Origin of the sequence: Uniformispora flossi (assembly GCF_049534875.1) — a bacterium.
In the GTDB taxonomy this organism is placed as follows: Bacteria; Actinomycetota; Actinomycetes; order Streptomycetales; family Streptomycetaceae; genus Yinghuangia; species Yinghuangia aomiensis.
Map to the genome: position 1 here is coordinate 13335 of NZ_JBMULZ010000034.1, position 22225 is coordinate 35559.

The 22225-nt window shown below is 72.7% G+C and carries 20 protein-coding genes and 1 pseudogene; 14 read left to right on the forward strand and 7 right to left on the reverse strand.

Annotation, left to right across the window (positions count from 1 at the left end):
• The first annotated feature begins 86 nt into the window (after nt 1-86).
• From ACPA54_RS37930 to ACPA54_RS37945, 4 genes and pseudogenes are all read left to right on the forward strand, one after another.
• The gene (locus tag ACPA54_RS37930) at nt 87-1268 is read left to right on the forward strand and encodes a sensor histidine kinase (protein WP_423536956.1); all 1182 of its coding nucleotides are present in this window, start codon (nt 87-89) and stop codon (nt 1266-1268) included.
• Between the two features lie 50 nt (nt 1269-1318).
• Complete coding sequence (locus ACPA54_RS37935) at nt 1319-1918, forward strand: response regulator (RefSeq protein WP_423537011.1); 600 nt, start codon at nt 1319-1321, stop codon at nt 1916-1918.
• Nucleotides 1919-2069: 151 nt separating this feature from the next.
• Nucleotides 2070-2696 (forward strand): hypothetical protein, encoded by a 627-nt coding sequence (locus ACPA54_RS37940; protein WP_423536957.1) that lies wholly within the window; start codon nt 2070-2072, stop codon nt 2694-2696.
• A gap of 112 nt (nt 2697-2808) precedes the next feature.
• Nucleotides 2809-3048: pseudogene (locus ACPA54_RS37945) on the forward strand (aquaporin family protein); the annotation flags it as partial.
• Nucleotides 3049-3125: 77 nt separating this feature from the next.
• On the opposite strand, the gene ACPA54_RS37950 reads toward ACPA54_RS37945, so the two are convergent.
• Both ACPA54_RS37950 and ACPA54_RS37955 read right to left on the reverse strand, forming a co-directional pair.
• The gene (locus ACPA54_RS37950; protein WP_423536958.1) at nt 3126-3959 is read right to left on the reverse strand and encodes an aldo/keto reductase; all 834 of its coding nucleotides are present in this window, start codon (nt 3957-3959) and stop codon (nt 3126-3128) included.
• Nucleotides 3960-4043: 84 nt separating this feature from the next.
• Complete coding sequence (locus tag ACPA54_RS37955) at nt 4044-5258, reverse strand: MFS transporter (RefSeq protein WP_423536960.1); 1215 nt, start codon at nt 5256-5258, stop codon at nt 4044-4046.
• 136 nt (nt 5259-5394) lie between these two features.
• Here ACPA54_RS37955 and ACPA54_RS37960 point away from each other — a divergent pair, with 136 nt between their 5' ends.
• Nucleotides 5395-5868 carry a MarR family winged helix-turn-helix transcriptional regulator gene (locus tag ACPA54_RS37960; protein ID WP_423536962.1) on the forward strand — a complete coding sequence of 158 codons (474 nt, stop codon included), beginning with the start codon at nt 5395-5397 and terminating at the stop codon, nt 5866-5868.
• Nucleotides 5869-5944: 76 nt separating this feature from the next.
• Nucleotides 5945-6841, forward strand: a complete 897-nt coding sequence (locus tag ACPA54_RS37965) for a phosphorothioated DNA-binding restriction endonuclease (protein WP_423536963.1) — start codon at nt 5945-5947, stop codon at nt 6839-6841.
• A 48-nt stretch (nt 6842-6889) separates the two neighbouring features.
• Here the strand turns inward: ACPA54_RS37965 and ACPA54_RS37970 are convergent, their stop codons facing one another.
• Both ACPA54_RS37970 and ACPA54_RS37975 read right to left on the reverse strand, forming a co-directional pair.
• Nucleotides 6890-7468 (reverse strand): TMEM165/GDT1 family protein, encoded by a 579-nt coding sequence (locus tag ACPA54_RS37970; RefSeq protein ID WP_423536964.1) that lies wholly within the window; start codon nt 7466-7468, stop codon nt 6890-6892.
• Between the two features lie 666 nt (nt 7469-8134).
• The gene (locus tag ACPA54_RS37975; RefSeq protein WP_423536965.1) at nt 8135-8929 is read right to left on the reverse strand and encodes a FadR/GntR family transcriptional regulator; all 795 of its coding nucleotides are present in this window, start codon (nt 8927-8929) and stop codon (nt 8135-8137) included.
• A gap of 247 nt (nt 8930-9176) precedes the next feature.
• On the opposite strand from ACPA54_RS37975, the gene ACPA54_RS37980 reads away from it, so the two are divergent.
• Nucleotides 9177-9722, forward strand: coding sequence for a hypothetical protein (locus ACPA54_RS37980; protein ID WP_423536967.1), 546 nt, complete (start codon nt 9177-9179; stop codon nt 9720-9722).
• Nucleotides 9723-9748: 26 nt separating this feature from the next.
• The gene (locus ACPA54_RS37985; protein ID WP_423536969.1) at nt 9749-10531 is read left to right on the forward strand and encodes an SDR family NAD(P)-dependent oxidoreductase; all 783 of its coding nucleotides are present in this window, start codon (nt 9749-9751) and stop codon (nt 10529-10531) included.
• A 101-nt stretch (nt 10532-10632) separates the two neighbouring features.
• Here ACPA54_RS37985 and ACPA54_RS37990 read toward each other — a convergent pair whose 3' ends face one another.
• Together ACPA54_RS37990 and ACPA54_RS37995 are read right to left on the reverse strand one after the other, a co-directional pair.
• On the reverse strand, nt 10633-11475 hold the full coding sequence (locus tag ACPA54_RS37990) for a sugar phosphate isomerase/epimerase family protein (RefSeq protein WP_423536971.1): 843 nt from the start codon (nt 11473-11475) through the stop codon (nt 10633-10635).
• A 110-nt stretch (nt 11476-11585) separates the two neighbouring features.
• Nucleotides 11586-12344 carry an SDR family NAD(P)-dependent oxidoreductase gene (locus ACPA54_RS37995; protein WP_423536973.1) on the reverse strand — a complete coding sequence of 253 codons (759 nt, stop codon included), beginning with the start codon at nt 12342-12344 and terminating at the stop codon, nt 11586-11588.
• Between the two features lie 295 nt (nt 12345-12639).
• Between ACPA54_RS37995 and ACPA54_RS38000 the strand changes: the two genes are divergently transcribed.
• Nucleotides 12640-12945 (forward strand): hypothetical protein, encoded by a 306-nt coding sequence (locus ACPA54_RS38000; protein ID WP_423536974.1) that lies wholly within the window; start codon nt 12640-12642, stop codon nt 12943-12945.
• Nucleotides 12946-12949: 4 nt separating this feature from the next.
• The gene (locus tag ACPA54_RS38005) at nt 12950-13828 is read left to right on the forward strand and encodes a sigma-70 family RNA polymerase sigma factor (RefSeq protein WP_423536975.1); all 879 of its coding nucleotides are present in this window, start codon (nt 12950-12952) and stop codon (nt 13826-13828) included.
• A gap of 78 nt (nt 13829-13906) precedes the next feature.
• Here ACPA54_RS38005 and ACPA54_RS38010 read toward each other — a convergent pair whose 3' ends face one another.
• Nucleotides 13907-14410, reverse strand: coding sequence for a DinB family protein (locus ACPA54_RS38010; protein ID WP_423536977.1), 504 nt, complete (start codon nt 14408-14410; stop codon nt 13907-13909).
• 192 nt (nt 14411-14602) lie between these two features.
• On the opposite strand from ACPA54_RS38010, the gene ACPA54_RS38015 reads away from it, so the two are divergent.
• The 4 genes from ACPA54_RS38015 (at nt 14603) to ACPA54_RS38030 (ending at nt 22136) form a co-directional block, all read left to right on the forward strand.
• On the forward strand, nt 14603-17002 hold the full coding sequence (locus ACPA54_RS38015; RefSeq protein ID WP_423536978.1) for a hypothetical protein: 2400 nt from the start codon (nt 14603-14605) through the stop codon (nt 17000-17002).
• Nucleotides 16999-18516, forward strand: coding sequence for a hypothetical protein (locus ACPA54_RS38020; RefSeq protein WP_423536980.1), 1518 nt, complete (start codon nt 16999-17001; stop codon nt 18514-18516). The genes ACPA54_RS38015 and ACPA54_RS38020 overlap by 4 nt, the downstream gene beginning before the upstream one ends.
• Nucleotides 18517-18691: 175 nt before the next feature.
• Complete coding sequence (locus tag ACPA54_RS38025) at nt 18692-20140, forward strand: DUF2201 family putative metallopeptidase (RefSeq protein ID WP_423536982.1); 1449 nt, start codon at nt 18692-18694, stop codon at nt 20138-20140.
• 124 nt (nt 20141-20264) lie between these two features.
• Nucleotides 20265-22136 (forward strand): AAA family ATPase, encoded by a 1872-nt coding sequence (locus tag ACPA54_RS38030; protein ID WP_423536983.1) that lies wholly within the window; start codon nt 20265-20267, stop codon nt 22134-22136.
• Nucleotides 22137-22225 lie beyond the last annotated feature (89 nt).

The following is a 22225-nucleotide window of genomic DNA, read 5'->3' on the forward strand; positions in this document are numbered from 1 at the left end:
AGAGGGGCCGATGCCTGCCGGGCCATCTCGCCGAATCCCTCGCACGACTGAGGACCCGCGACCCGCGACCCCCACATACTGACCGGATGTCAGATGGGTTCCACAGCATCAGCGCGCGTCTGCGCACCGGCAACGGCCGGCTCGTGGACGCGATCGTCGTGGCGGCCGTGGCCGTCGCGGTGTTCGTCCCGTTCGCGACCGCGCCCGACGTGACGCCGCTCGGCTTCGCGGTGAACCTCGGCACCGTCGTGCCGCTGTTCTGGCGCCGCCGCGCGCCGTTCGCGGTGGCGCTGGCCGTGGCGTTCTTCGCCACGGCCGTCTCCCTGCACGACCGCCCCGGGCAGACACTGCAGTACGGCGCGCTGGCGGCCATCTACACCCTCGCGGACCGCGGAAAGCACCGCTGGCAGCGCTGGGGGTTCATCGGCGTGCTCACCGCCACCACGCCGTTCGGGGCGCTGATGGTCAAGGACAACGACGCGGGCCAGTTCATGTTCACGCTGCTCCTGCCCGTCATGGCGTTCCTCATGGGCCTGCTCGCCCGCGCCGCGCGGGAGCGGTCGAACGCACTGCTGGAACGATCCGCCCAGCTGGAACGCGAACGCGAGGCCGAGGCCGCGCGGGCGGCAGCCGAGGAACGCGCCCGCATCGCCCGCGACATGCACGACGTCCTCGCACACGCGGTCAGCATCATGATCGTCCAGGCGGAGGCCGGGCCCGTGGTGGTCCGGACGGACCCCGACCGGGCGGAACGCTCCTTCGACGCGATCGCGGAGGCCGGACGCGACGCGATGGCGCAGCTGCGCCGCATGCTGGGCGTCCTCAAGGACGACCAGGGCACCGGCGCCCGCGCGCCCCAGCCGACCGTGGACACGCTCCCCCAGCTGATCGGGCACGTGGACCGCACGCAGGTCCGCGCCCGGCTCACCGTCGAAGGGGACCGGCGCGACCTGCCCGCCGACGCGGAACTGGCCGCGTACCGCATCGTCCAGGAAGCCCTCACGAATACGGTCAAGCACGCCGGCGCCTCCGCGGTGGAGGTACGGCTGACCTGGACCGGCAACGAACTGGAGATCGCCGTGACCGACGACGGCAGGGGCAGCACAGCAAATCCCGCGGGCTGGCGGCGCGGCGGGGACGGCCTGATCGGCATCCGCGAACGCGCCCTCGCCTGCGGCGGAACGGCCGAGGCAGGCCCGCTGCCCGGCGGCGGGTTCCGCGTCCGCGCGCGTCTCCCCTACGCCTCGGCCGCGGTGGTGTCCTCGTGATCCGCGTGGTGCTGGCCGACGACCAGGAGCTGGTGCGCAGCGGCTTCGCGATGATCCTGGACGCGCAGCCGGACATCGCGGTGGTGGGTGAGGCGGAGGAGGGCACGTCCGCCGTGGCCGCCGTCCGCGAACACGCCCCCGACGTGGTCCTGCTCGACATCCGCATGCCGGGCCTGGACGGCATCGAGGCCGCGAAGATCGTGTGCGCCGAGACCGCGACCCGGGCGATCATGCTGACGACGTTCGACCAGGACGACTACGTCTACGACGCCCTCTACGCCGGGGCGAGCGGGTTCTTGCTCAAGGACGTGCGGCGGGACGACCTCGTGCACGCGGTCCGGGTGGTCGCGGCGGGCGAGTCGCTGCTCGCCCCCGCCGTCACCCGTCGCCTGATCTCCGACATCACCCGCAACCGCCCGCGCGCCGGCACGACCGCTTCCGCGCGCCTGGCCGTCCTGACCGGCCGCGAACGCGAGACGCTGCGGCTGCTCGGCCGCGGCCTGTCGAACGCCGAAATCGCCGCCGCCCTCGTGGTCAGCGAGCACACGGTCAAGACGCACGTGAGCAACGTGCTCTCCAAGCTCGGCATCCGCGACCGGGTGCAGGCCGTCATCGCCGCGTACGAGACCCGGCTGATCGAGCCCTCCTGAGCATCGGTCGCGCGAGGGAGCCGAGCAGGCGGTCTCCCCCGCGCGGCCCATGCCGGAAGATCGCCGACGGCGGCGATCCCCCCGGCTGCCGTTCTCCGAAGGATTGAGGCACACGGAAACACCCGTTCCGCACCCTCCGGGAGAACCGCTCATGAAGAGGATCGCCTTCCACCTCGCCCCCGCCCTCATGGCCGTCTACGGCGTCGTCCGCCTCGTCGACGGCCGCGATGGCGAGCACGGGCCCGGGCCCGCTTGGACGATCGGCCATCTGTTCTTTCTCGGGTCGCTCCTGCTGTACGGAGCGGTGATCGCGGGACTGCGGCGCCGCATCCTCGCGGCGGAAGGCGGCGGCCGGGCGCGCCGGATCACTGCCGGGGTTCTCACCGTCACGGCCGGCGTCGGACTCGCCGCCTTCGTCCGGGTGGCGGTCCTCGACATCGTCGTCGGCCTGAAGGCGGCCGACGCGGCCGAGAAAAGCGCCTTGTCGGACCGCTACGCCGATGTCCCGGCGGTCCTTCCCCAGGCGCTCTACGAGATCGGTCCGGTGCTCTTCATGGCGGGCCTTGTCGCGATGCTCGTCCAGTACGCGGTCGTAGGCCCTCGGCGCGGTCCCGGGGCGGCCGTGAGCCCGGCGCTGGTCCTCCTCGGGTTCGTAGGCATCACCGCCAACATGGACTTCCTCCCGCTCGGCGCAGCCCTGATCTGGTTCGCCCTCGTCTCCGCCACCTCGGGGCAGTCCCGGTCCGGGTCCCCCAAGACCGCGCCGGCCGCGGCGTAGGGCGCGCCGGGATCAGCCGCAGCAGCCGCCCGAGTTCGCAAGCCGAAGTCGGATCGGCGCGACGGCGGGCACCGGGGGACCCCGCTGTCCGACGCGGGCAGGCAGCAAGACCTTCGGGCTCGCCCGCACCCGGCGGCTGCGCTTCGCGCCCGTCGCGGTCTTGGCGTACATCGGCGCGGCCTACTGGTTCACGTCATCGACGTCGTTCGCGAATCCGGCGCTCACCGTCGGCCGGGCGTTCTCGGACAGCTTCGGCGGGATCGCACCGGCCTCCGTTCCGGGCTTCGTCGCGGCCCAACTTGTCGGAGCAATGGGCGGATTGGCTTTGGTAGCCGTCCTGTTCGGACACGGACACGGATGCGGCGCGGCAGCGCCTTCCGCCCTGAGCGAGGATCCAGGGCACGGCGCGACCAACGCCCCCGCCGTCCGTCAGTTGAACTCGTCCGGGTTCGGGCCGATCCGCAGCCCTCGGTCGGTGCTCGCGATGGCGGCCATGTCCTCGTCCGTCAGGTGGAAGTCGAAGAGGTCGAGGTTCTCGCGGATGCGCGCCGGGGTCACCGACTTCGGGATGACGATGTTGCCGAGCTGGAGGTGCCAGCGCAGGACGACCTGGGCCGCGGACTTGCCGGTGCGCGCGGCGATCGCGGTGATGGCGGGGTCGTCCAGGACCGCGCCCTGGGCCAGGGGGCTCCAGGCCTCGGTGGCGATGCCGTGGAGGGCGTGGAAGGCGCGCAGCTCGGCCTGCTGGAGGCCGGGGTGGAGTTCGACCTGGTTGACGGCCGGGGCGAGTTCGCTCGTGTCGAGGAGCCGCTGCAGGTGGGCGGGCTGGAAGTTGGAGACGCCCGCGGCGCGGATGCGGCCGTCGGCGTTGAGGCGTTCGAGGGCGCGCCAGGTGTCCGTGTACAGGTCGCGGGCGGGCGTCGGCCAGTGGATGAGGTACAGGTCGACGTAGTCGAGGCCCAGTTTGGCGACGCTGGCGTCGAAGGCGCGCAGGGTCGCGTCGTAGCCCTGGTCGGAGTTCCACACCTTGGTGGTGACGAACAGTTCCTCGCGGGGCAGCCCGGCGTCGGCGAGGGCCCGGCCGACCCCGGTCTCGTTGCCGTAGATCGCGGCGGTGTCGATGCTGCGGTAGCCGGCCGCGAGGGCCTCGGCGACGGCCGCGGTGGTCTGGTCGTCCGGCACCTGGAAGACGCCGAAGCCGAGCTGGGGGATCTCGACGCCGTTGTTCAGCTTGACGGTGGGGATGGCGGGGGTGGTCGTCATGGTTCTTGGTTCTTTCCTTGCCGATGTGCGATGGCGAAAGCGGTGGCGTTGATCGATGGCCGTGTGTGACGTGGCGACGGCCGGTCAGTGGTGGACGGGGATCCTCGCCGCGGGCGCGACGGTCGCGGTGGGGACGGCCGCCTCGGCACGCGCCGACGTCCGGCGTTCCAAGGCCGCCGACCACAGCGCCAGCACGAGCGCCGCCGCCGCGAGAAGTGCGCCTACCCAGTTCGGGGCGGTGTATCCGAACCCGGCGCTGATGACGATCCCGCCGAGCCAGGCGGCCAAGGCGTTGCCGAGGTTGAACGCGCCGATGTTGACGGCCGAGGCCAGGGTCGGCGCGCCGTGTGCCTGGTCGAGGACGCGCTTCTGCAGCGGCGGCACCGTGGCGAAGCCGAGCGCGCCGACGAGCAGCAGCGTGACCGCGGCGAGGATCTTGTTGTGCGCGGTGAAGGTGAACAGCGCGAGTGCGACGGCCAGGCCGCCGAGGGTGGTGTAGAGCATCGGCATCAGGGCCCGGTCGGCGTACCGTCCGCCGATCAGGTTGCCGAGGAACATGCCGATGCCGAGCAGCACCAGCAGCCAGGTGACCGCGCCGTCGGAGTAGCCCGCGACGTGGGTCATCATCGGCGCGATGTAGGTGACCGCCGCGAAGACGCCGCCGAAGCCGAGCACGGTCATCCCCATGGCCAGGACGACCTGCACGTTGCGGAACGCGTCCACTTCGCGCCGCAGATGCGCGCCTTCGGGGCGGGGCATCGGCGGGACGAGCTTGGCGATGCCGAACAGTCCGACGACGCCCAGTGCCGCGACGCCCGCGAAGGTGAGCCGCCAGCCGACGGCCTGGCCGATGAACGTGCCCAGCGGCACCCCCACGATGTTGGCGACCGTGAGGCCGGTGAACATGGTGGCGATGGCGCCCGCCTTCTTGTGCGGCGCGACCAGCTCGGCGGCGACGACCGCGCCGATGCCGAAGAAGGCTCCGTGCGCGAGCGACGTCACGATGCGCCCCACGAGCATCAGCGGGAACGTCGGCGCGAGTGCGGACAGCAGGTTGCCGACGGCGAACACGCCCATGAGGAGCATGAGCATCGTCTTGCGGCCGACCTTGGTGCCGAGCAGCGTCATCAGCGGTGCGCCGACGACGACGCCGAGCGCGTAGCCGGTGACCAGGAAGCCGGCCGACGGGATGGACACCCCGAAGTCGTCGGCGATCTGCGGCAGTAGGCCCATGACGACGAACTCGGTGGTGCCGATCCCGAACGCCCCGATGGCCAGGGCGAGGAGCGCGAGAGGCATGCGGCGGCCCTCCAGGCAACTCGATTGCGTGTGCGCTTTACAGGCTCAGACAATAATTGCACTCGCATGTACTTGCAAACGCAACGATTGCAGACGCGGTATATTTGCGTTCGGAACGGCGCGGAAGGAGACGCCAATGACCGCCGCCGACACGGCCTCCATCGGCCTCGCCCACGGCTGGTACGCCCTCTCGCTCCTGCACGGCCGGATCGAGAGCCACCTCGAACGCGCCCTCCAGAGCGGCCACGACCTGAGCGCGCGCGAGTACTCGCTGCTGGACGTCCTCAGCCACCAGCACAGCGGCGAAGGCGGCCACCTGCGCATGAACCAGGTCGCCGATGCGGTCGTCCTCAGCCAGAGCGCCACGACCCGGCTGGTCACCCGCCTCGAAGACCGCGGCCTGCTGTCCCGCTACCTGTGCGTCACCGACCGCCGCGGCATCTACACCGACGTCACCCCGGCCGGCCTCGCCCTGCTCGCCGAGGCCCGGCCCACCCACGACGCGGCACTGCGCGAGGCACTCGACCAGGCGTCGGCGGATCCGCGTCTGGCGCCGTTCGTGACGACGGTGGAAACGGTGGACGCGGCCGGGGCGTTCGGGCAGTCCTGAGCGCTGAGCGGGCCCTGGTCGGCACTGCGGGCTCGTACGTCGCGGTACCGCCGTCGCCGTTTCTAAGATCCTCCCCATGGATTGGCTTGCGCGGGCGGGGGCGTTGCGGCAGTGGACCGGGAACGGCGTACGGGCGCCGCACAAGCCGTTGCTGCTGCTGTACGCGCTCGGCCGGTACCAGCGGGACGCCGGGCAGGAACTCGTCTACAGCGCCGTCGAAGAAGACCTCAAGCGGCTCCTCGCCGAGTACGGGCCGGGCAATAAGACGACTCCCGCGTACCCGTTCCACCACCTGGTGAGCGACGGAGTGTGGGAAGTCCGCACCGACCGAGGCCCGGGCAGTCCGGGGAGCGGCGTGCGGGAGCTGCGGGCGTCCGGCGCCGCGGGACGACTGTCGCCCGATCTGCGGGCGGCGCTGCGCACCGACCCGCCCTTGCTCGACCGCATCGCGCGGATGCTGCTCGACCGCCACTTCCCGCCGTCCCTGCACCCGGAGCTGTGCGAAGCGGCCGGGTTGGAACTCGACGCCGTTCCGGCACCGCTGCCCGCCCCGCGAAACCGCCGACGGAGCCAGGCACTTCGGGACATGGTGCTGACGGCGTACGAGTACCGCTGCGCGTTCTGCGGCTACGACGGGCGGATCGGCGCGATCCCCGTCGGTCTCGAAGCCGCGCACGTCCAGTGGTGGGCTTTCGACGGTCCGGACGAGGTGTCCAACGCGGTCTGCCTGTGCTCGCTGCACCACAAGCTGTTCGACAAGGGTGTCCTCGGCGTGAGCGGCGACCACCGGGTGATGGTGTCGCAGAGGTTCGTCGGCCACAGCCCGGCCGCCCGCGACCAGGTCGTCGCGCTGGCCGGACGCCCGCTGTCCGGCCCGCAGCCGGGGACGCCGGCGATAGCGGCGGCACACCGGTCGTGGCACACGGAGCAGGTGTTCCGGGGCCCGGAGCGACCGGTGCCGGTCGGCGGCTAAACACGGCCTGGGCCCCGCCGTCCGGAGGGACAGCGGGGCCGGGGCGGATCAGACGAAGGCCTCGATCAGCGTCCAGACCGCCAGGCCTGCCATGCAGGCGCCGCCGACGCGCTGGACGGTCTTCAGCGGGACGCGCTTCGCGATGAACCGGCCGACCAAGAGCGCCAGCGCGGAGACCGACATGAGCGCCGCGGCCGAGCCGATGGCGGTGGGGAGCCAGCCGTTGGTGGCGGCGAGGTTCGCGGTGGTGATCTGCGTCAGGTCGCCCCACTCGCTGATGAAGACGGCCATGAAGGCGGTCCCGTACACCGGCCAGAAGCCCGTGACGGTGCGCCCCGCCTCGTCGTCCTCGTCGCCGTCGCCGCCGCGCAGCAGCATGAAGGCGCCGAACGCGAAGAGCGACGCGGACACGAGCTTCACGGCCAGGTCGGGCAGCAGGCCGAGCAGGCTGCCGGCGCCGACCGCGAGGGCGACGTGCACGATGAACGCCGTCGACGTGCCGAACCAGACATAGAGCGGACGCATGCGCGTGCCCATGGCCAGCGAGGCGAACATCGTCTTGTCCGGAAGCTCGGCGAGGAAGATGAGCCCGAAGGCGGTGAGGATCGCCAGGGGGTCGAGGTTCACGGCCGGTACTGCTTTCTGACGGGGCACCGGGCCGAGCGCTTCGTACGGCAACCCTGGCGGGCGGCGGGAACGACCGATCGGCCCGGCACGACGGTACGGACCCGCACGGTCGCACGGGCCCGGTCATGCCTTGGCCGAAGGTCTCGTCCGCCCCGCACCCGGTGCGCGGCTCGGTGGCCGGGGTCTCCGCGGAAACCCAGTGTGTCGACCGACCGACGTTGAAGGACTACTCCCCTTCGCAGCCACCCAGTGTAGCCGCGGCACGCCGAGGGGCCGGGGTGTCGTCGGTCACCCGAAATGGTCGAGGGTTGGCGGCCCAACGAACTGGTGAGGACTCGGACGGAAGACACGGACGGGGTTCGGGGGAGGACAGCCGTGGCGAAGTGCCAGCGCACGCGGGTACGAGGCGGGGGCGCGATCATGTGCCGCAACAACGCGATGCCGGGTTCGCGGTACTGCCGAGCCCACTCGGGCTCCGCGGTCGCGGCGCGCAGCCAGAGGAGGCGCAGCCGGGCAGCGGCACGGAACAGCCGGGGCGGCGGCGGAGACGGCTGCGGCTTGTTCGTGGTGGGGTTTCTGACGGTGGTACTGGCGGTGGTACTGGCGGTGGTACTGGCGGCCGTGCCGGCGGCGCTGGTGTGACCTCGGGGTTCGTGTGCGCGGTCGTCAGATCCTCGGATGCCCGTGCACCGGATCCAGGATCTGTACCGGGCGGTCTCCCGCCACCTTCACCGCGTAGGCCTGGGCGGCTTCCAGGTGTCGGCTCGTCAGGTAGTAGGCGCCGGCGTCGTCGCCCTCGGCGATGCAGCGCACGATGGCGCGGTGGCCGCGGACCGCTGCCAGGCGGTCCTCGTGGCCGGCGGCGAAGGCGGAGTCCTCCGTCCAGTCCGGTTCCTGGGCACTCCACAGGGATTCGATGCTGCCGAGCAGCACGCGCATGGTCTCGTTGCCGCAGTTGGCGACGATGGCCTCGTGGAAGCGGGTGTTGCCGCGGAGGAAGGCCGCCGGGTCGCCGGACTCGGCTTCCGCGCCGTCCAGGGCCGCTTCCAAGTGCGGGACGACCGTGGTCGCCCGGTCCTCCCGCTCCGCGCACAAGGCCGCGCACACCGGTTCCAAACGGCGCCTCGCCATGCCCAGGTCGTCGAGGGGGACGGCGCGGGACTGGAGGACCAGGCCGATCGTGCGGGCCGCGTCGGCCGCCTCCGGGACGTGGACGACCGCGCCGCCGACCCGGCCGCGGCGCACCGTCACCAGCCCCTCGTTCTCCAGGATCCGCAAGGCCTGCCGCAGGGTGGTGCGGCCCACGTCGTAGCGGGCCAGCAGCTCGTCCTGCTTGGGCAGGAGGTCGCCGTCGGCGAGTTGGCCGCTGAGGATGTGCCGCCGCAGCACACCGGCGAGGCTCTCGACGACGCTCACCGGGCCAAGGGCCGACGTGGCGGGGGTGCGCTGCGTGCTGCTCATGGGGATCAATCCTGGAGGACGGGCCCGCTGCGTGTCATGGCGGCATCCCCTGACACGCCCATACCATCAATCATAGCTATGATAGCTAGAAAATAAGGCCCGGCTGTGCCAGAGTGCCCTCACCGCATACCCGAAGGCCGCCACGAAGCCCCCGAGGGACACGCAAGAGGACACGCAGAAGGACACCACCCCGAAGCGCACCCCCACCGCACACCCCACCGCACACCGACACAGGCAGGAACACGGCATGGACCCCCGCCGCCTCACCCACGTCGAACTCCTCCACCGTCCCGGCGAACGCGCGCTCGCCCAGCGCCTCTTCGAACTCCTCGGGTGCCGCCCGGTGGACCGCGGCGGGCATTTCTTCTCGGTCATGGTCGACCCCGCCGTCACCGACTGGCGCAGCAACATCCTGTACGCGTCCGAGGCCACCCCCGAGCAGTGCCGTTTCGAGGACGCGCTCACCGCCGCACTCGACACCCCCGGCCCGCTCGGTGACAGCGCCCGCGCCTACCTCGACCACTTCCGGTCCCGGCCGCAGTACTCCGCGCACTTCGGGCTGCGCTGCGCGACGCTCGGCGAACTCGAGGCGATCGTCGCCCGCATCTCCGAAGCCTCGGAAACCGACCCCGAGCTGGCCGGCCGCATCGAGGTGCGCCGTATCTTCCGCCCCGAGGACCCGGACGCCGCCACCGACACGATGGTCCAGGCGTTCCTGCACACCGACGTGGTCGCCACCGGCCTGCTGTGCCTCGGCCAGCACATCGAACTCCAGTGGCACGTCCCGCAGTAGCCCCGCCGTACCCACGAAAGGCCACCATGTACGACCTCACCGGCAAGACCGTCCTCGTCACCGGCGCCGCCCAGGGCCAAGGCGCCGCCGAGGCACGCCTGTTCGCGGCCTGCGGCGCGAACGTCGTGCTCACCGACGTGCAGGCGGAACTCGGCGCGCAGGTCGCCGCGGAGATCGGCGGGAAGGCGAAGTTCGTCGCGCTGGACGTGTCCGACGAGAAGGCCTGGGAAGCCGCCGTGGCGTTCGCCGTCGACACGTTCGGCGCGCTGGACGCCCTGGTCAACAACGCGGCGGCCATGCGCATCGTGCCGATCGCGGACGAGACCGCCGACGGCTTCCGCCGCATCCTCGACATCAACCTCACCGGCACGTTCCTCGGCATCCGCGCCGCGGCCCCGGCGATGCGCGCGAGCGGCGGCGGGTCGATCGTCAACGTCGCGTCGGTGAGCGGGCTGCAGGGCCAGGCCTGGGCGTCCGCGTACTCGGCGTCCAAGTGGGGCATCCGCGGACTCACCCGCACCGCGGCCATCGAGCTGGGCCCGGACGGCATCCGTGTCAACACCCTCGTGCCGGGCGTCATCAAGACCGCGATGCTGCCGCCGGACCGCAGCGGCGCCGAGCGCGACACCCGCTTCGACCGGCTGCCCCTCGGCCGCCCCGGAGAGGCCGACGAGATCGCGCACATGGCGGCGTTCCTGGTCTCCCCCGGCGCGTCCTACGTCACCGGCGCCGACTTCCCCGTCGACGGCGGCCTCACCGCCGGTCCGCAGGCCGCACCGCGCCCGGACGCGCCGATGCTGTTCCACTGAGCCGCACGGCGGCCGACTGTGCGAAGACCCAAAGATCACCCGCCCCGCCACCGCACAGTTGGCCGCCCCGCCACCGGAGCCCCGTATGCCCCGGGGGCAGGTCAGCGCGCCGCGGCCAGCACGGTCCGGGTCGCCTCCGCACAGCGGCGGGCGGCCTCGGCCGTTCCGGCGTCGCGGAGTTCGGCGGAGAACACCTCGACGCCGACGGGAGCATCGACGCCCGCGGCGCGCAGGGCGCGCAGCACTCCGGCCACATCGGCGGCGCCTTCGCCGGGCGGCAGGCGGCGGTTCATCGTCTCGTCCATCATCGCCGCGGCGTCCGCGTCGGACCGGGCGGGCGCCGGGGCGTCGCTGATCTGGATGCCGACGATGTGCCGGGCGGCGTCCGTGGTGAGGTCGGCGGCGCTGCCGCCGGACCGGTAGAGGTGCCAGGTGTCCAGGAGGACGCCGCCGTTGGGGCGGTCCGCGAGCGCGGCGATACGGACCGCCGCGGCGAGGTCGGGGATGCCGGACCACGGCAGGAATTCCAGGTGCACGAGCAACCCGTGGTCCGCGGCCCGGTCGCACAGCGCGGCGAACGCTTCGGCGGCGGCCTCCGGTTCGACGTGCGCTCCGGCGATCTCCACGACGTTGAGCGAGCGTCCGCCGACGCCTTCGGCGATCTCCCAGAAGAGGTCGGCGGGAACCGCGTACTCGCCCGCCGAGACGGGGCCCGGCAGCCAGTCGGTGACACCGTCCAGTTCGCCGATCCGCAGGCCGTGGTCGTCGAGCATGGCGCGCATGTCGGCGGGCGTCAGGCCTTCCGCGTCCTGGGCCTGCCGCCAGTCCTGGGCCCACAGCGTGATGCCGGAGTAGCCCGCCGCGGCGGCTGCTTCGACGCGTTCGCGGAAGCCGCTGCCGAGGACGGTGCCGGCGCACAGGACGAGGTCGTCGGGCTTCCACACAGCGCACCACGCTCCCGCGGGTATGAGTATTCGTACTCCGTGGTCGAAAGTCCGGTCATGATAGGAGTCGCAGGCCGCGGGTGGAAGACCCGCGCGGGGACGGGACGCGGTCAGGCGCTCCCGCCGCCGTCCAGGCTGATCAGCCGTCCCGTCAGGTACCCGGACGCGTCCGTGGCCAAGTACAGCGCGGTGCCGACGATCTCCGTCGGGTCGGCGATCCGGCCCAGCGCGACACGGCCGGCCATCGCCCGCTCCGCCGCCTCGTCGGGCAGCGAACGCGCCAGACTGTCGGTGCGGAACATGCCGCAGACGATCGCGTTGACCCGGATACCGCGCGGCGCCAGCTCCTGCGCGGTCGCGATGGTCAGCGCGTTGAGACCGGCCTTCGCCGCCGCGTACACCGTGGTCAGCGGGGTCGGATGGGTCGACGCCTTCGAGCTGATGTTGATCACCGTGCCGCCGGACGGCATGTGCTCGGCGGCTAGCGCGGTGAGCCGCAGGGGGCCCTTGAGGTTCACGCCGATCGTCTTGTCGAACAGCTCGGGCGTGACCGCCTTCAGCGACGGCGCCACCGGCGCGATGCCCGCGTTGTTGACCAGCACGTCGATCCGGCCGAACTCGGCGACCGTGCGGTCCACGAGCGCCGCGCACGCGTCCCAGTCGCCGACGTGGCACGGCACCGCCAGCGCGGCCCGGCCCAGCGCCCGGATCTCGGCGGCCACCGCCTCGCACGCGTCGGCCTTGCGGCTGGACACCACCACATCCGCGCCCGCCTCCGCGAAACCGAGCGCCATCGCCCGGCCGAGGCCTTTGCTGCCGCCGGTGACCACGGCCACCTTGCCGTCGAGCCGGAACGTGGGGTTGGGCATGGCGTCCTCCAAGTACGGCACGGGGTACGGCATGGGCATCGGGCGCGGACCCGACCCGGTCGTTGTACCAGTCAAGCTTTGCGATGGGTACCGCATCGCGGCCCCGGACCCGCCGCACGGGCAGCCCCGCACCCGCCGCACAGGACGGCCCGCACCGCGTGAACCGGACGCCGCCGACGCGCCCGGGTCCGCGGCGGGCTACGTTCGTACCGGCCGGTCACCTGTGTCCGCGGGACCCGTCCGCGGGCGGCGGGCCGGCCGACGCGCAGGACCCGAGCACGCCCGAGGAGCACCCATGGCCCGCATTCCCACCGCCGCCATCGCCGCGACCGGCCTGGTCGGCGGCTACGCCGTCGCCCGCTTCAGCAAGCAGCGCCCGCTCGGCGGCGCCGTCCTCGCCGCCGCCGGCGCGGTCGCCGCCAAGCAGTGGGCGCGCAGCGCGGGCGTCCCGACCGCGGCCGCGCTGACCGGCCTGTACACCGCCGCGTTCGGCGCGTCGCACCCGCTCGCCAAGAAGATCGGCGCCTGGCCGTCGGTGTTCGCGGTGTCCGGCGGCGTCGCCGCCGCGTCGTACGTCCTCGCCGACCGCAAAGCCGGCTGACCCCGTGCCCGTCACCCAGGACGAGCTGGCCACCCGGTTCGAGGAGAACCGGAGCCACCTCCGCGCGGTCGCCTACCGCATGCTCGGTTCGCTCAGCGACGCCGAGGACGCCGTCCAGGAAGGCTGGCTCAAGCTCAGCCGCACGGACGTGTCCGGAGTGGACAACCTGGGCGGCTGGCTGACCACCGTGGTCGGCCGGGTGTGCCTGGACATGCTGCGGTCCCGCACCTCGCGCCGCGAGGACTCGCTGGAGACCCGGCTGCCCGACCCGGTGGTCACCGACGCACCGAGCGACCCGGCGCACGAGGCCGAGCAGGTCGACTCGATCGGCATGGCGATGCTCGTCGTGCTCGACACGCTGCCGCCCGCCGAACGCGTCGCGTTCGTGCTGCACGACATGTTCGCGGTGCCGTTCGACGACATCGCGCCGATCGTGGACAAGACGCCCGCCGCCACACGGCAGCTGGCCAGCCGGGCCCGCCGCAAGGTGCAGGGCGAAGTGCCGCGCGGCGAGCCGAACCTGCCGCGGCAGCGCAAGGTCGTCGACGCGTTCCTGGCCGCCGCGCGCGGCGGCGACTTCGAAGCGCTGCTGGAGATCCTCGACCCGGGCATCGTCCTGCGCGTGGACACCGGCGTGGGCGTCCTGGAATACGTGCGCGGCGCCGCGGCGGTGGCCGGACGCGCCGTCATGTACGCCAAGTTCGTCACCACCGGCCGGGTCGTGGTCGTCAACGGCGCGGTGGGGCTGCTCAGCGAGACGGACGGCAAGCCCACGGCGCTCATGGCGTACACGTTCACCGACGGCAAGGTCGCCGAGCTGCACATCATCGCCGACCCCAAGCGGCTCGCCGCCCTGGGCATCCAGGCGCCGGACGGCTCCTGACCGCATGCGGGGCCCCGGCACACCGGCCGGGGCCCGCGCGGGCGGGCGGTGCGGACCCACATCGTCGGCCTGGCGGGGTCAGCCCATCGTCTTCTGCCCGTCGATCGCCTCGCGGAGGATGTCCGCATGCCCGGCATGCTGTGCGGTCTCCGCGACGACGTGCAGCAGCACCCGGCGCACCGACCAGCTCGCGCCGGGCTCGAACCACGGCGCTTCCGGCAGCGGGTGCGCCTCGTCCAGGTCGGGAAGGGTGGCGACCAGTTCGTCGGTCGCCGCCGCGACGCGGTCGTACGCGGCCAGCAGCCCGGCCAGCGTCTCGCCCTCGCCCATGCGGAACTGGTTCTCCCAGTCGACCGGTTCGCTGCGCATCGCGGCCGCGCCGCCGACCGCGAACCGCATCCACCGCGCCTCCACGTCCGCCACATGCTTGACGAGCCCGCCGAGGGTCAGTTCGCTGACCGTGGTGCGCTGCGCGGCCTGCGCGTCGGTCAGGCCCTCCACGGTGTAGCGGAGGAAGCCGCGGTGTTTGGCCAGGGTCTGCAGGAAGTCCTGGCGTTCCCGGCTGAGCTGCTGCGTGGTCATCGGACCCGGCCTTTCGGAACGGCGCGGACCCGGGGCCGGGCCCGTCCCCAGCATCGCCGCAATCGCCCGGGGCGCCGCGGCAACGCGCCGAAAACCGGGCTGCCCGGCGCACCGCCTCCGGGACACAATGTGGGACCTGCGCGGGCGGCCGCACATCCGCCCCGCACGAGGCTGCGACAGAAGAGGGACCGCATGGATTCCGCGCCGCGCGCGCTGTTCTGGCACACCGGCCGCGACCTGGGCGCCGACGTGCTGGGCCGGCTCGGCGTGCCGGGGCCGGGTCCGGTCGGGTCGAACACCGCGCTGCCGCCGGCGCTGGTCGAGCACGCGGTGCGGCGCGGCGACACGAACGGTGTCGTCGGCCCGTACCACGTGCGCAAATGGTCGCGGAACGGGCCGGGCGACCCCGACCTGCTGCTGCGGCTGCTGGAACGCGACGACCCCGAGGTCAACGCCGTGCTGTTCGCCCGCAGCGACTGGCCCGTGCTCCGGCAGGCGGTCCTCGCGCAGCAGCGGTTCGCGCCCCGGCCTCCGGACGCGCCCGAGCTGCTGCCGCTCGCCGCCGGACTCCGCGACCGGATCTTCGCCGAGGGCGCCCGCGACGACCTGCACGCCGCGCTGTCCGCGGCCGATCCGGACCTGCTGTTCTGGGCCCTGGTGTCCGGCGCGGTGGGCGCCGCCTACGGCGGCGAGCTGACCCGCGCCCACGCCGCGTGGCGGCTCGGCGCCGTCCACAACCGGCGCGCCCAAGTGCGCCATGTCCTCGACACCGCTCCCATGCGAATACCGCACGGCCTGCCGCCCGGCACCGCCGAAGAGATCGTCCACGGCCGCAGCCGCCCCGGCACACTGGACCAGGCCGTCGCGCAGGAAGCCCGGCCCGAGACGCTCTTCGAGCGGCTGAGCCTCGCCAAGCGCACCGCACACGGCCGCGGGCTGCTGCGGAATGTCCTCCACCCCGGCTGGCAGACCCTCCACATGCGGCATTTGGCCGCGCCGCTGCCCTGGGGCGCCGCCGTCGCGCTCGTCGAACACCCCCGCTGCCCCGACGCGTTCCGCGCGGCCCTGCTCGACACCCACCCGCGCGCCGTGCAGTTCGTCGGCGACCCCGGACCCGACGTCCTCGCGCACTGCACGGCGGTCGACGAGGACACCCTGACCAAAACCGTCCTCCTGCGCGGCCTCGCCGCCGGGTCGCTCGCCCCCGAGCACCTGCTCACCACCGCACGCCCGGCCCGACTCGCCCTCACCGCCCTCGTGCACGGCGGCGTGGAAGCGGTCGCCGCCCAAGCACACGCGATCCGGCTGATCCGGCCGCTGCTGCTCCGGCACGTCGCCCACCCCGGCGGCTGGCGCCACCTGTACGCGGCACTGCCCGACTTCACCGGCAGCGCCGCCGAACTCCTGGCCGCGGAACCGCCGTCCGCCGATTCCGCGGTCAAACGCCCCGGCCGCCAAGCCGCCTGGGCCTACGCCACGCTCATCGGCATCGCCGGTCCCGAACACACCGCCGCAGCACTGGAATTCCTCTCCGACGAGCACCTCGCCCCGGTCGCCGGCGCCCGCGAACTCCCGCAGGACGTCGCCGACCACGCCCTCGCGCACGGCGGCCCGCTCACCCACCGCGTCCTCGCCGCCAACCCGGACCTCCGCCAGGACCTGCTCACCCCGCTGGTGCTGTCCGGCGACCGGGAGATCGCCTCGACCGCCTACCGCAACCCGCGCTGCCCGTTCGCGCTCCGCCAGTACATCCTGTCCATCGACGGCATCACCGACGACCTGCGCACCGAACTCCGCCAAGCCCGCGACCTCGACATCTGGCCGCTGCTCGCCTCACCCGACCTCGAACTCCTCCGGCACGCCGCGACCGCGACCGGCAGAGCCGCCGGGATCCGGCAGCTGCGCGCCGCGGCACGCATCGCCGAAACGCACGGCCTCGCCGCCCTCGAGGGGCTGCCCGGCGAGGCGGTGGCCGCCGCGCGCGAGACGGGGACGGCCGCACCGATCGCCGAGGCTCTCGCCGAGCACCGGCGTGTGACGGAAAAGCTGTTGTCCGACCCGGACTTCGGGCACACCACGCATGGCCCGACGCACGACCACGTGTACGGCGATCCCGGACTCGACTGGAGCGACGTCCTCGCCCGCGTCCGCAGCGAGCGCATCGTCGGTCACGTCTTCCACTCCCTCGCCCAACGCCCCGACATACCGCTGGAGTTGGGCCGCCTGCACCGGGACGACGTGGGCCGTTCGGAAGGCCGCCGCTCGATCCACGCCGCCGCCCTCGCCCGGCACCGGCCCCTCGTCGAAGAGGTCCTCGGCGCCCCGCCGCTCGTCTGGGACAACTCGTTCACCGCCCTGAAGTCCGGCGCGATCACCGCGGACGAGTTCACCGCGGTCTCCGACGCCGCCCAGGCCGTCGACGCGTCCGCCCACCATCCCCCGCTGGCCCGCGCCGTCGCCCGCCTGCTCGGCGACGCCCTGGGCGACACCGCGGACGCCGTCGACGCCTGGACGATCCTCGCCCGGATGCTCGCCGACCGCCCCGCCGCCACCCTCGCCGAACTCGCCGCCACCGCCCGGGCGGCCGCATGACCGCTGCGGACGGCCACCCGCTCCTGCGGTACGCCGACCCGCCGACGCGGGCCGCCGCCGCGACCCGCCTCGACCTCCCGCAACCGCCCCCGCCCGAACCCCCGGCCGGCCACGCCCCCGGCGACGTCATCGCCCGGCTGCGCTCCGGCCGCGGCAAAGACCCCCGCTACGTGCTGGACGGCGTCGTCGTCACCGACTGGGACCTCATCACCGCCGAACACCGCCGCGCTCCCTTCCCCGACGTCATCGGCGCCGGCCTCGTCGCCCGCCCCGACTGCCCCGCGCACGCCGCCCTGGCGCTGGTCACCGCGCACTCCACCAGCCGCCGCGGGCACGGCACGGCGACCCTCGCCGCCGCCCTCCAGCGCGGCGTGGTCACCCCGCACCAAGTGCTCCACGAAGCCACGCCCGCGTGGTCGGCCGTCCGCACCCTGGAGCGCTACGCCACCACCTACGGCAAGTGGTTGCACCCCATCCGCCTCCTCTTCCACGAGTCCGCCGCCCTGTTGCCGGGCGACGACGCGGACGCCTGGCAGCGGCTCGTCACCGTGGGCCCCTACTTCCCCGGCACCTTCCCCGAACTGTGCGCCGCCGTCCGCGACCCGGCGACCACCCCCGCGGTCGCGGCCGCCCCCGGCCGCGCCGTGCACTGGGAGTTCACCAGCCCTGCCGGCCTGCTCCGCTACGCGCCGCCGCGGGTCGCCGAACGAATCGTGCGCGGCGCCCCGGTCGCGATGCTCAGTACCTTCGCGCAGATGCCCGGGCTGCCCGCATCGCTGGTCGTCCCCGCCCTGCGCGCTGCCCCCGCACTGGCCAAGATGCTCGTCCCGCAGCTCCTCCAGGCGCCGCGCGGCATGCGTCGCATGCTCACGCACCCTGACCCCGCGGTCGTCGACCTCGTCCTCGCGGAATTCCCGCGCTGGACGCCCCCTCCGGAAGACGACGACACCTCCCCCGAAGACGTCGTCGCGGCACTGCGAGCGCAACCGCCGGCCGCCGACGTCCCCATACCGGCCGGTGCGTGGCCGGCCATCGAGACGGCGCACGCCCGCGACCCCTTTCCCGAACGCACCTTGGCCGTGCTGGCCGACAACCTCGGGTGCCCCGATTCCCTGCGGCTCGCCGCCTGTCATGCGATTCCCGCGGCAGCCGACATCATGGGCGGCCGCGGTCGGCCATACGCGCTGACCGCACTGCGGCACCCCCTGCGCATAGCCCCCCGGGCCTGGCAGACCCCGCCGCCCGCCTGGTACCTGACCGCGCTGGCCGACCGCGACATCACCGCCGCGGAATTCGTCGACCTTGCCCACCCCGCGGCCCGCGCCTTCGACGCTCTCGACGACGTGCATGCCGTGCTCCCCGAAGTCCACGCCGAAGCCGCCGCACACCTCCACACCTTGTTCGCCCGATTCACCGACGACGTGGAAGCCTGGGTGATCGCCGCCCACCTCCTCCCGGACTTCCACGGCACACTCCGTGAACTCGCCGATACCGTCGAGGCGGTGAGCGCCTGACCCGCAACCGCACCCCGCACCCCTACCCGAACCCCGACCCGCACCCCCGACTCCCGGCCCGGCCGACCGGGCAAGGCGAAGCCGGAACCCCGGCCCACCGCCCGCGCGTCAATTGCTTGGACGGGTGTCAGCCCCGACTGGAACCATCTGCACTACACGAGGGGAGGTGATCGACATGGCATACGGCGACACCAACGCCGCCAAGCCGCTGGTGGTCCAACTGACCGACCGCCGGGCCCTGGAGTCCTGGGATCCGGCCGACGACGAGACCATCGCCCGCGCCCGCGAACTCAAAGAACAGGCGCTGCTCGACTTCGGCATGCAGGCCAGCGTCATCGCCTCGTGGCTCTACACCAAGTGCCACCACCAGATTCCGACCACCGCCGTCGACACCGCGGCCGTCATGGCCTCCGGCGACGGCACCTGCCTGCTGCTCTACAACCCGGACTTCTTCGTCGCCCTCGGCCTGGACGGCGTCAAGTTCGTGCTCTTCCACGAAGCCCGGCACCTCATCCAGCGCCACCTGTTCGCCGACCCGGAGCTGCGCGCCGACCCGGTGTTCACCCTGGCCGCCGAAGTGACGATCAACCACGTCGCCCTGCGCCGCCTCGGCCGCACCGAACTCCCGACCCTGCGGCGCACCGACCCGGACACCGGCGAGGTCACCGAGGACCCCACCGGCGTCGACCCGCGCAAGGTGCACGAGGCCTACGTCGCCGACCTCACCGAGCAGAACCTGACCCCGCTCCCGTACGACGAGTTCATCGAAACCGACGCCCTCGTCTACGCCGAGCTGAAGCGCATGAAGAACCCGCCCGTCCCGCCGCCGCTGTGCATCCACCTGCAGCTCGGCAACGGCACTGGAGAGGGCGACGGACTCGACCCGGAGACCGTGCGCCGGGTCTCCTCCGAAGTCCTGCGCGGCGTCCTGCTGTCCGCCCGCCGCGGCATGCGGCTGGCCCGCGAGGAACTCCTCGAACTGCTCAAGCGCACCGACGGCGCCACCGACAGCGTCAGCAAACTGTGGGGCGACCTGGGTGCGGGCTTCCTACGCGGCGAGACCCAGAAGACCCGCCGGGTCGACTGGTGGCAGCAGTGGCTGGTCGACGTCCTCGCATCCAAGCTGCGCGACGGCGAACGCCTGGTCTACCCGAAGAAGCGCGGCGCCCTGCTGGCCACGCTCGGCCACGACCCGATGCTCGCCCGGCGCGGCCAGGAACGCACCAAGGTCATCGTCGTCGCCTACGACACCTCCGGCTCGATGCCCACCCACGTCGTCGACTGGCTCACCGAGCTGGTCGGACACACCGACGGCGTCGACGCGCACTGGCTGAGCTTCGACGGCGCCCTCATGCCGTTCAAGCCCGGCGAGCGCGTGTTCGGCGGCGGCGGCACCGACTTCCAGCAGGTCGCCGACTACGTCGAAGGCCGCCTCGCGGTCGACGGCGAACGCTTCGACGACACCGCCGACGCCGTCCTGATGCTCACCGACGGCTACGCTCCGGCGATCACCCCGGCCGAACCCGACAAGTGGATCTGGCTGATCACCGAAGGCGGCGACGACTGGCCCGAGCGGCACAACCCGCCGATGGCCTGCCACCGTGTCGTCACCGGCGACCACTGACCCACCGCTGTCCCGCCCGGAAACCCCGCGGCGTACGCGCCGCCGCACCGCGGAACCCCGCGGCCGACGACTGCCCGTGCGACGACTTTCCTGTGTGACGACTGCCTTGTGTGCGGAAGGACCCATGACCATCACCGCTGACACCCCGCAGACCGGGAGCCGCCCCGCGCGCCCGCGCTGGAAGGCCACCGCGACCTACCCCGAGGCGCCGCGCGGCTGGAAGGGCATGTCCAAGCTCGAGGAGTTCGTCGACGCGATGATCGAGCTCGGACAGACCGGGCAGATCTTCGGCGAGCACGGCATCGGCAAGACCGCCACGTTCTTCACCCACATCCCCGAGCACTACCCGGACACCGAGCTGGTGTTCGTGCCGGCCGCCAACCTCACCCCCGACGACCTGCTGATCAACGCGCCGGTCCGGGACCCCCGCACCGACGAACTCGTGCTGCGCCAGCTGATCATGCGGCAGCTGCGGCCCGGCACCAAGTTCGTGCTGCTCATCGACGACGCGCTGCAGGCCGGCGAGACCATCCAGTCGCAGCTCATGCAGATCGCCTGCAACTGGACGCTCGGCGAGTACGACCTGCGCGAACTCGGCTGCATCGGCGTCTTCCTCACCGACAACGAGTCCCTCACCGAGACCTCCGCGCGCCGCAGCGACCTGGCGATCCTCGACCGCATGGTCACCGTCAAGATCACCGCGACGGACACCGCCTGGCGCATCAAGCTCGCCGAACGGTTCGCCCGCACCGACCTGACCGGTGTCTTCAAGGTGTGGACGGCGCTGTCCCCCACGCTGCGCCAGCTCCTGTCGCCGCGCACCGTCGAGCACATCCTCGACTGCGCGCTCGCCGGATTCCCCCTGGAGTGGGGGCTCCCCCTGCTCAACGGCGACCGCCTGCGCCTGATCGAACCGCTCAAGGACGGTTCGCCCGGCCCGGACCGCACCGACGAGACACTTGACCGGATAGCCGCCGCGCTCGGCGTCCCGAACCACGCCCACACCCCCGACGCGGTCCGCCGCGTCGTGCGCGAAGCGGTCGCCCGCCGCTGGGCGGTCCTCATCCAAGGCCCGCCCGGGTGCGGCAAGACCGAGGTGGTGCGCGAGGTCGTCCGCGAGGAACTCGGCCACGACCCGATCTACTTCTCGCTGCCGGTCACCAATGTGGAAGACCTGTGCGCGCCGGTCCCCACCATCGACGGGTCCCTCGACAACCTGCTCGCGCAGCGCTTCACGGCGCCGGGCGACAAGGTCATCGTGTGGGACGAGTACAACCGGCCCAAGGACAAGTCGGCGTTCGCCAAGCTCATGGAGATCACCCAGGAGTGGTCGATCGCCGGGCGGCGGATTCCCGGGCTTCGCGCCCAGATCGCGCTGCAGAACCCGCCGTACCACCTCGGCCGCAAGATGCTCGTCGCGCGCAACAACATCGCGCAGGCCAGCCGCTTCACCGCGTCGCTGCAGGTCCGCCCGGAGGACATCCCGGCCAACGAGTGGCTCATCGCCACCTACGGCCCGGTCGCCGAGACCGTGCTGGAGTGGTGGAAGAGCGACATCGACGACGAGGGCCGCGAGTGGATCACCAAGCGCACCCTCGAACGCCTCATCAAGCTCCACCGGCGCGGCATGGACCTGGAGATGGCGAAGGTCTACCTGGGCGACGGCGAATACGCCCCGGTGCCGCTCAACGCCCTCGAAGCCCGGCTCGCCGACAAGCCGCGCACCGGCCTCGGCGACCTGGCCGCCGACCTGGAGGCGTGGGAAGCCCGCCTGCGGGCCGGCAACGAGGTCTCCGGCGAGGGCACCAACGACACCGACGTCGTGCACCAAGTGCTCGCCAACGCCGAGCTGTCCCAGCTCCGCGAGCACATCGACACGGTCGCCCGCCTGCTGGCCTGCCTCCCGGCGAAGCTCAAATCCAGCTACCTGGTGGGGCAGTCGGCGGAGAAGCAGCGGTTCTGGATCGACGCGTTCGCGCGGATGCCGCGGGGCTGATCCGGGACGGACACGGTGGCCGGGTGCCGACGGAGGTCGGCACCCGGCCGCGCCATACCCGCGGCCGTGCGGGGCCGGGCGCGGATCCG

What these genes read in the sequence shown, in the direction of transcription:
- ACPA54_RS37935 (WP_423537011.1), top strand. Translation starts at nt 1,319, where the DNA reads ATGATCCTGGACGCGCAGCCGGACATCGCGGTGGTGGGTGAGGCGGAG.
- ACPA54_RS38020 (WP_423536980.1), top strand. Translation starts at nt 16,999, where the DNA reads ATGACCGCTGCGGACGGCCACCCGCTCCTGCGGTACGCCGACCCGCCG.
- ACPA54_RS37995 (WP_423536973.1), bottom strand. Translation starts at nt 12,344, where the DNA reads ATGCCCAACCCCACGTTCCGGCTCGACGGCAAGGTGGCCGTGGTCACC.
- ACPA54_RS37955 (WP_423536960.1), bottom strand. Translation starts at nt 5,258, where the DNA reads ATGCCTCTCGCGCTCCTCGCCCTGGCCATCGGGGCGTTCGGGATCGGC.
- ACPA54_RS37960 (WP_423536962.1), top strand. Translation starts at nt 5,395, where the DNA reads ATGACCGCCGCCGACACGGCCTCCATCGGCCTCGCCCACGGCTGGTAC.
- ACPA54_RS38015 (WP_423536978.1), top strand. Translation starts at nt 14,603, where the DNA reads ATGGATTCCGCGCCGCGCGCGCTGTTCTGGCACACCGGCCGCGACCTG.
- ACPA54_RS37965 (WP_423536963.1), top strand. Translation starts at nt 5,945, where the DNA reads ATGGATTGGCTTGCGCGGGCGGGGGCGTTGCGGCAGTGGACCGGGAAC.
- ACPA54_RS37980 (WP_423536967.1), top strand. Translation starts at nt 9,177, where the DNA reads ATGGACCCCCGCCGCCTCACCCACGTCGAACTCCTCCACCGTCCCGGC.
- ACPA54_RS37930 (WP_423536956.1), top strand. Translation starts at nt 87, where the DNA reads ATGTCAGATGGGTTCCACAGCATCAGCGCGCGTCTGCGCACCGGCAAC.
- ACPA54_RS38030 (WP_423536983.1), top strand. Translation starts at nt 20,265, where the DNA reads ATGACCATCACCGCTGACACCCCGCAGACCGGGAGCCGCCCCGCGCGC.
- ACPA54_RS37950 (WP_423536958.1), bottom strand. Translation starts at nt 3,959, where the DNA reads ATGACGACCACCCCCGCCATCCCCACCGTCAAGCTGAACAACGGCGTC.
- ACPA54_RS38025 (WP_423536982.1), top strand. Translation starts at nt 18,692, where the DNA reads ATGGCATACGGCGACACCAACGCCGCCAAGCCGCTGGTGGTCCAACTG.
- ACPA54_RS37975 (WP_423536965.1), bottom strand. Translation starts at nt 8,929, where the DNA reads ATGAGCAGCACGCAGCGCACCCCCGCCACGTCGGCCCTTGGCCCGGTG.
- ACPA54_RS38000 (WP_423536974.1), top strand. Translation starts at nt 12,640, where the DNA reads ATGGCCCGCATTCCCACCGCCGCCATCGCCGCGACCGGCCTGGTCGGC.
- ACPA54_RS37940 (WP_423536957.1), top strand. Translation starts at nt 2,070, where the DNA reads ATGAAGAGGATCGCCTTCCACCTCGCCCCCGCCCTCATGGCCGTCTAC.
- ACPA54_RS38010 (WP_423536977.1), bottom strand. Translation starts at nt 14,410, where the DNA reads ATGACCACGCAGCAGCTCAGCCGGGAACGCCAGGACTTCCTGCAGACC.
- ACPA54_RS37985 (WP_423536969.1), top strand. Translation starts at nt 9,749, where the DNA reads ATGTACGACCTCACCGGCAAGACCGTCCTCGTCACCGGCGCCGCCCAG.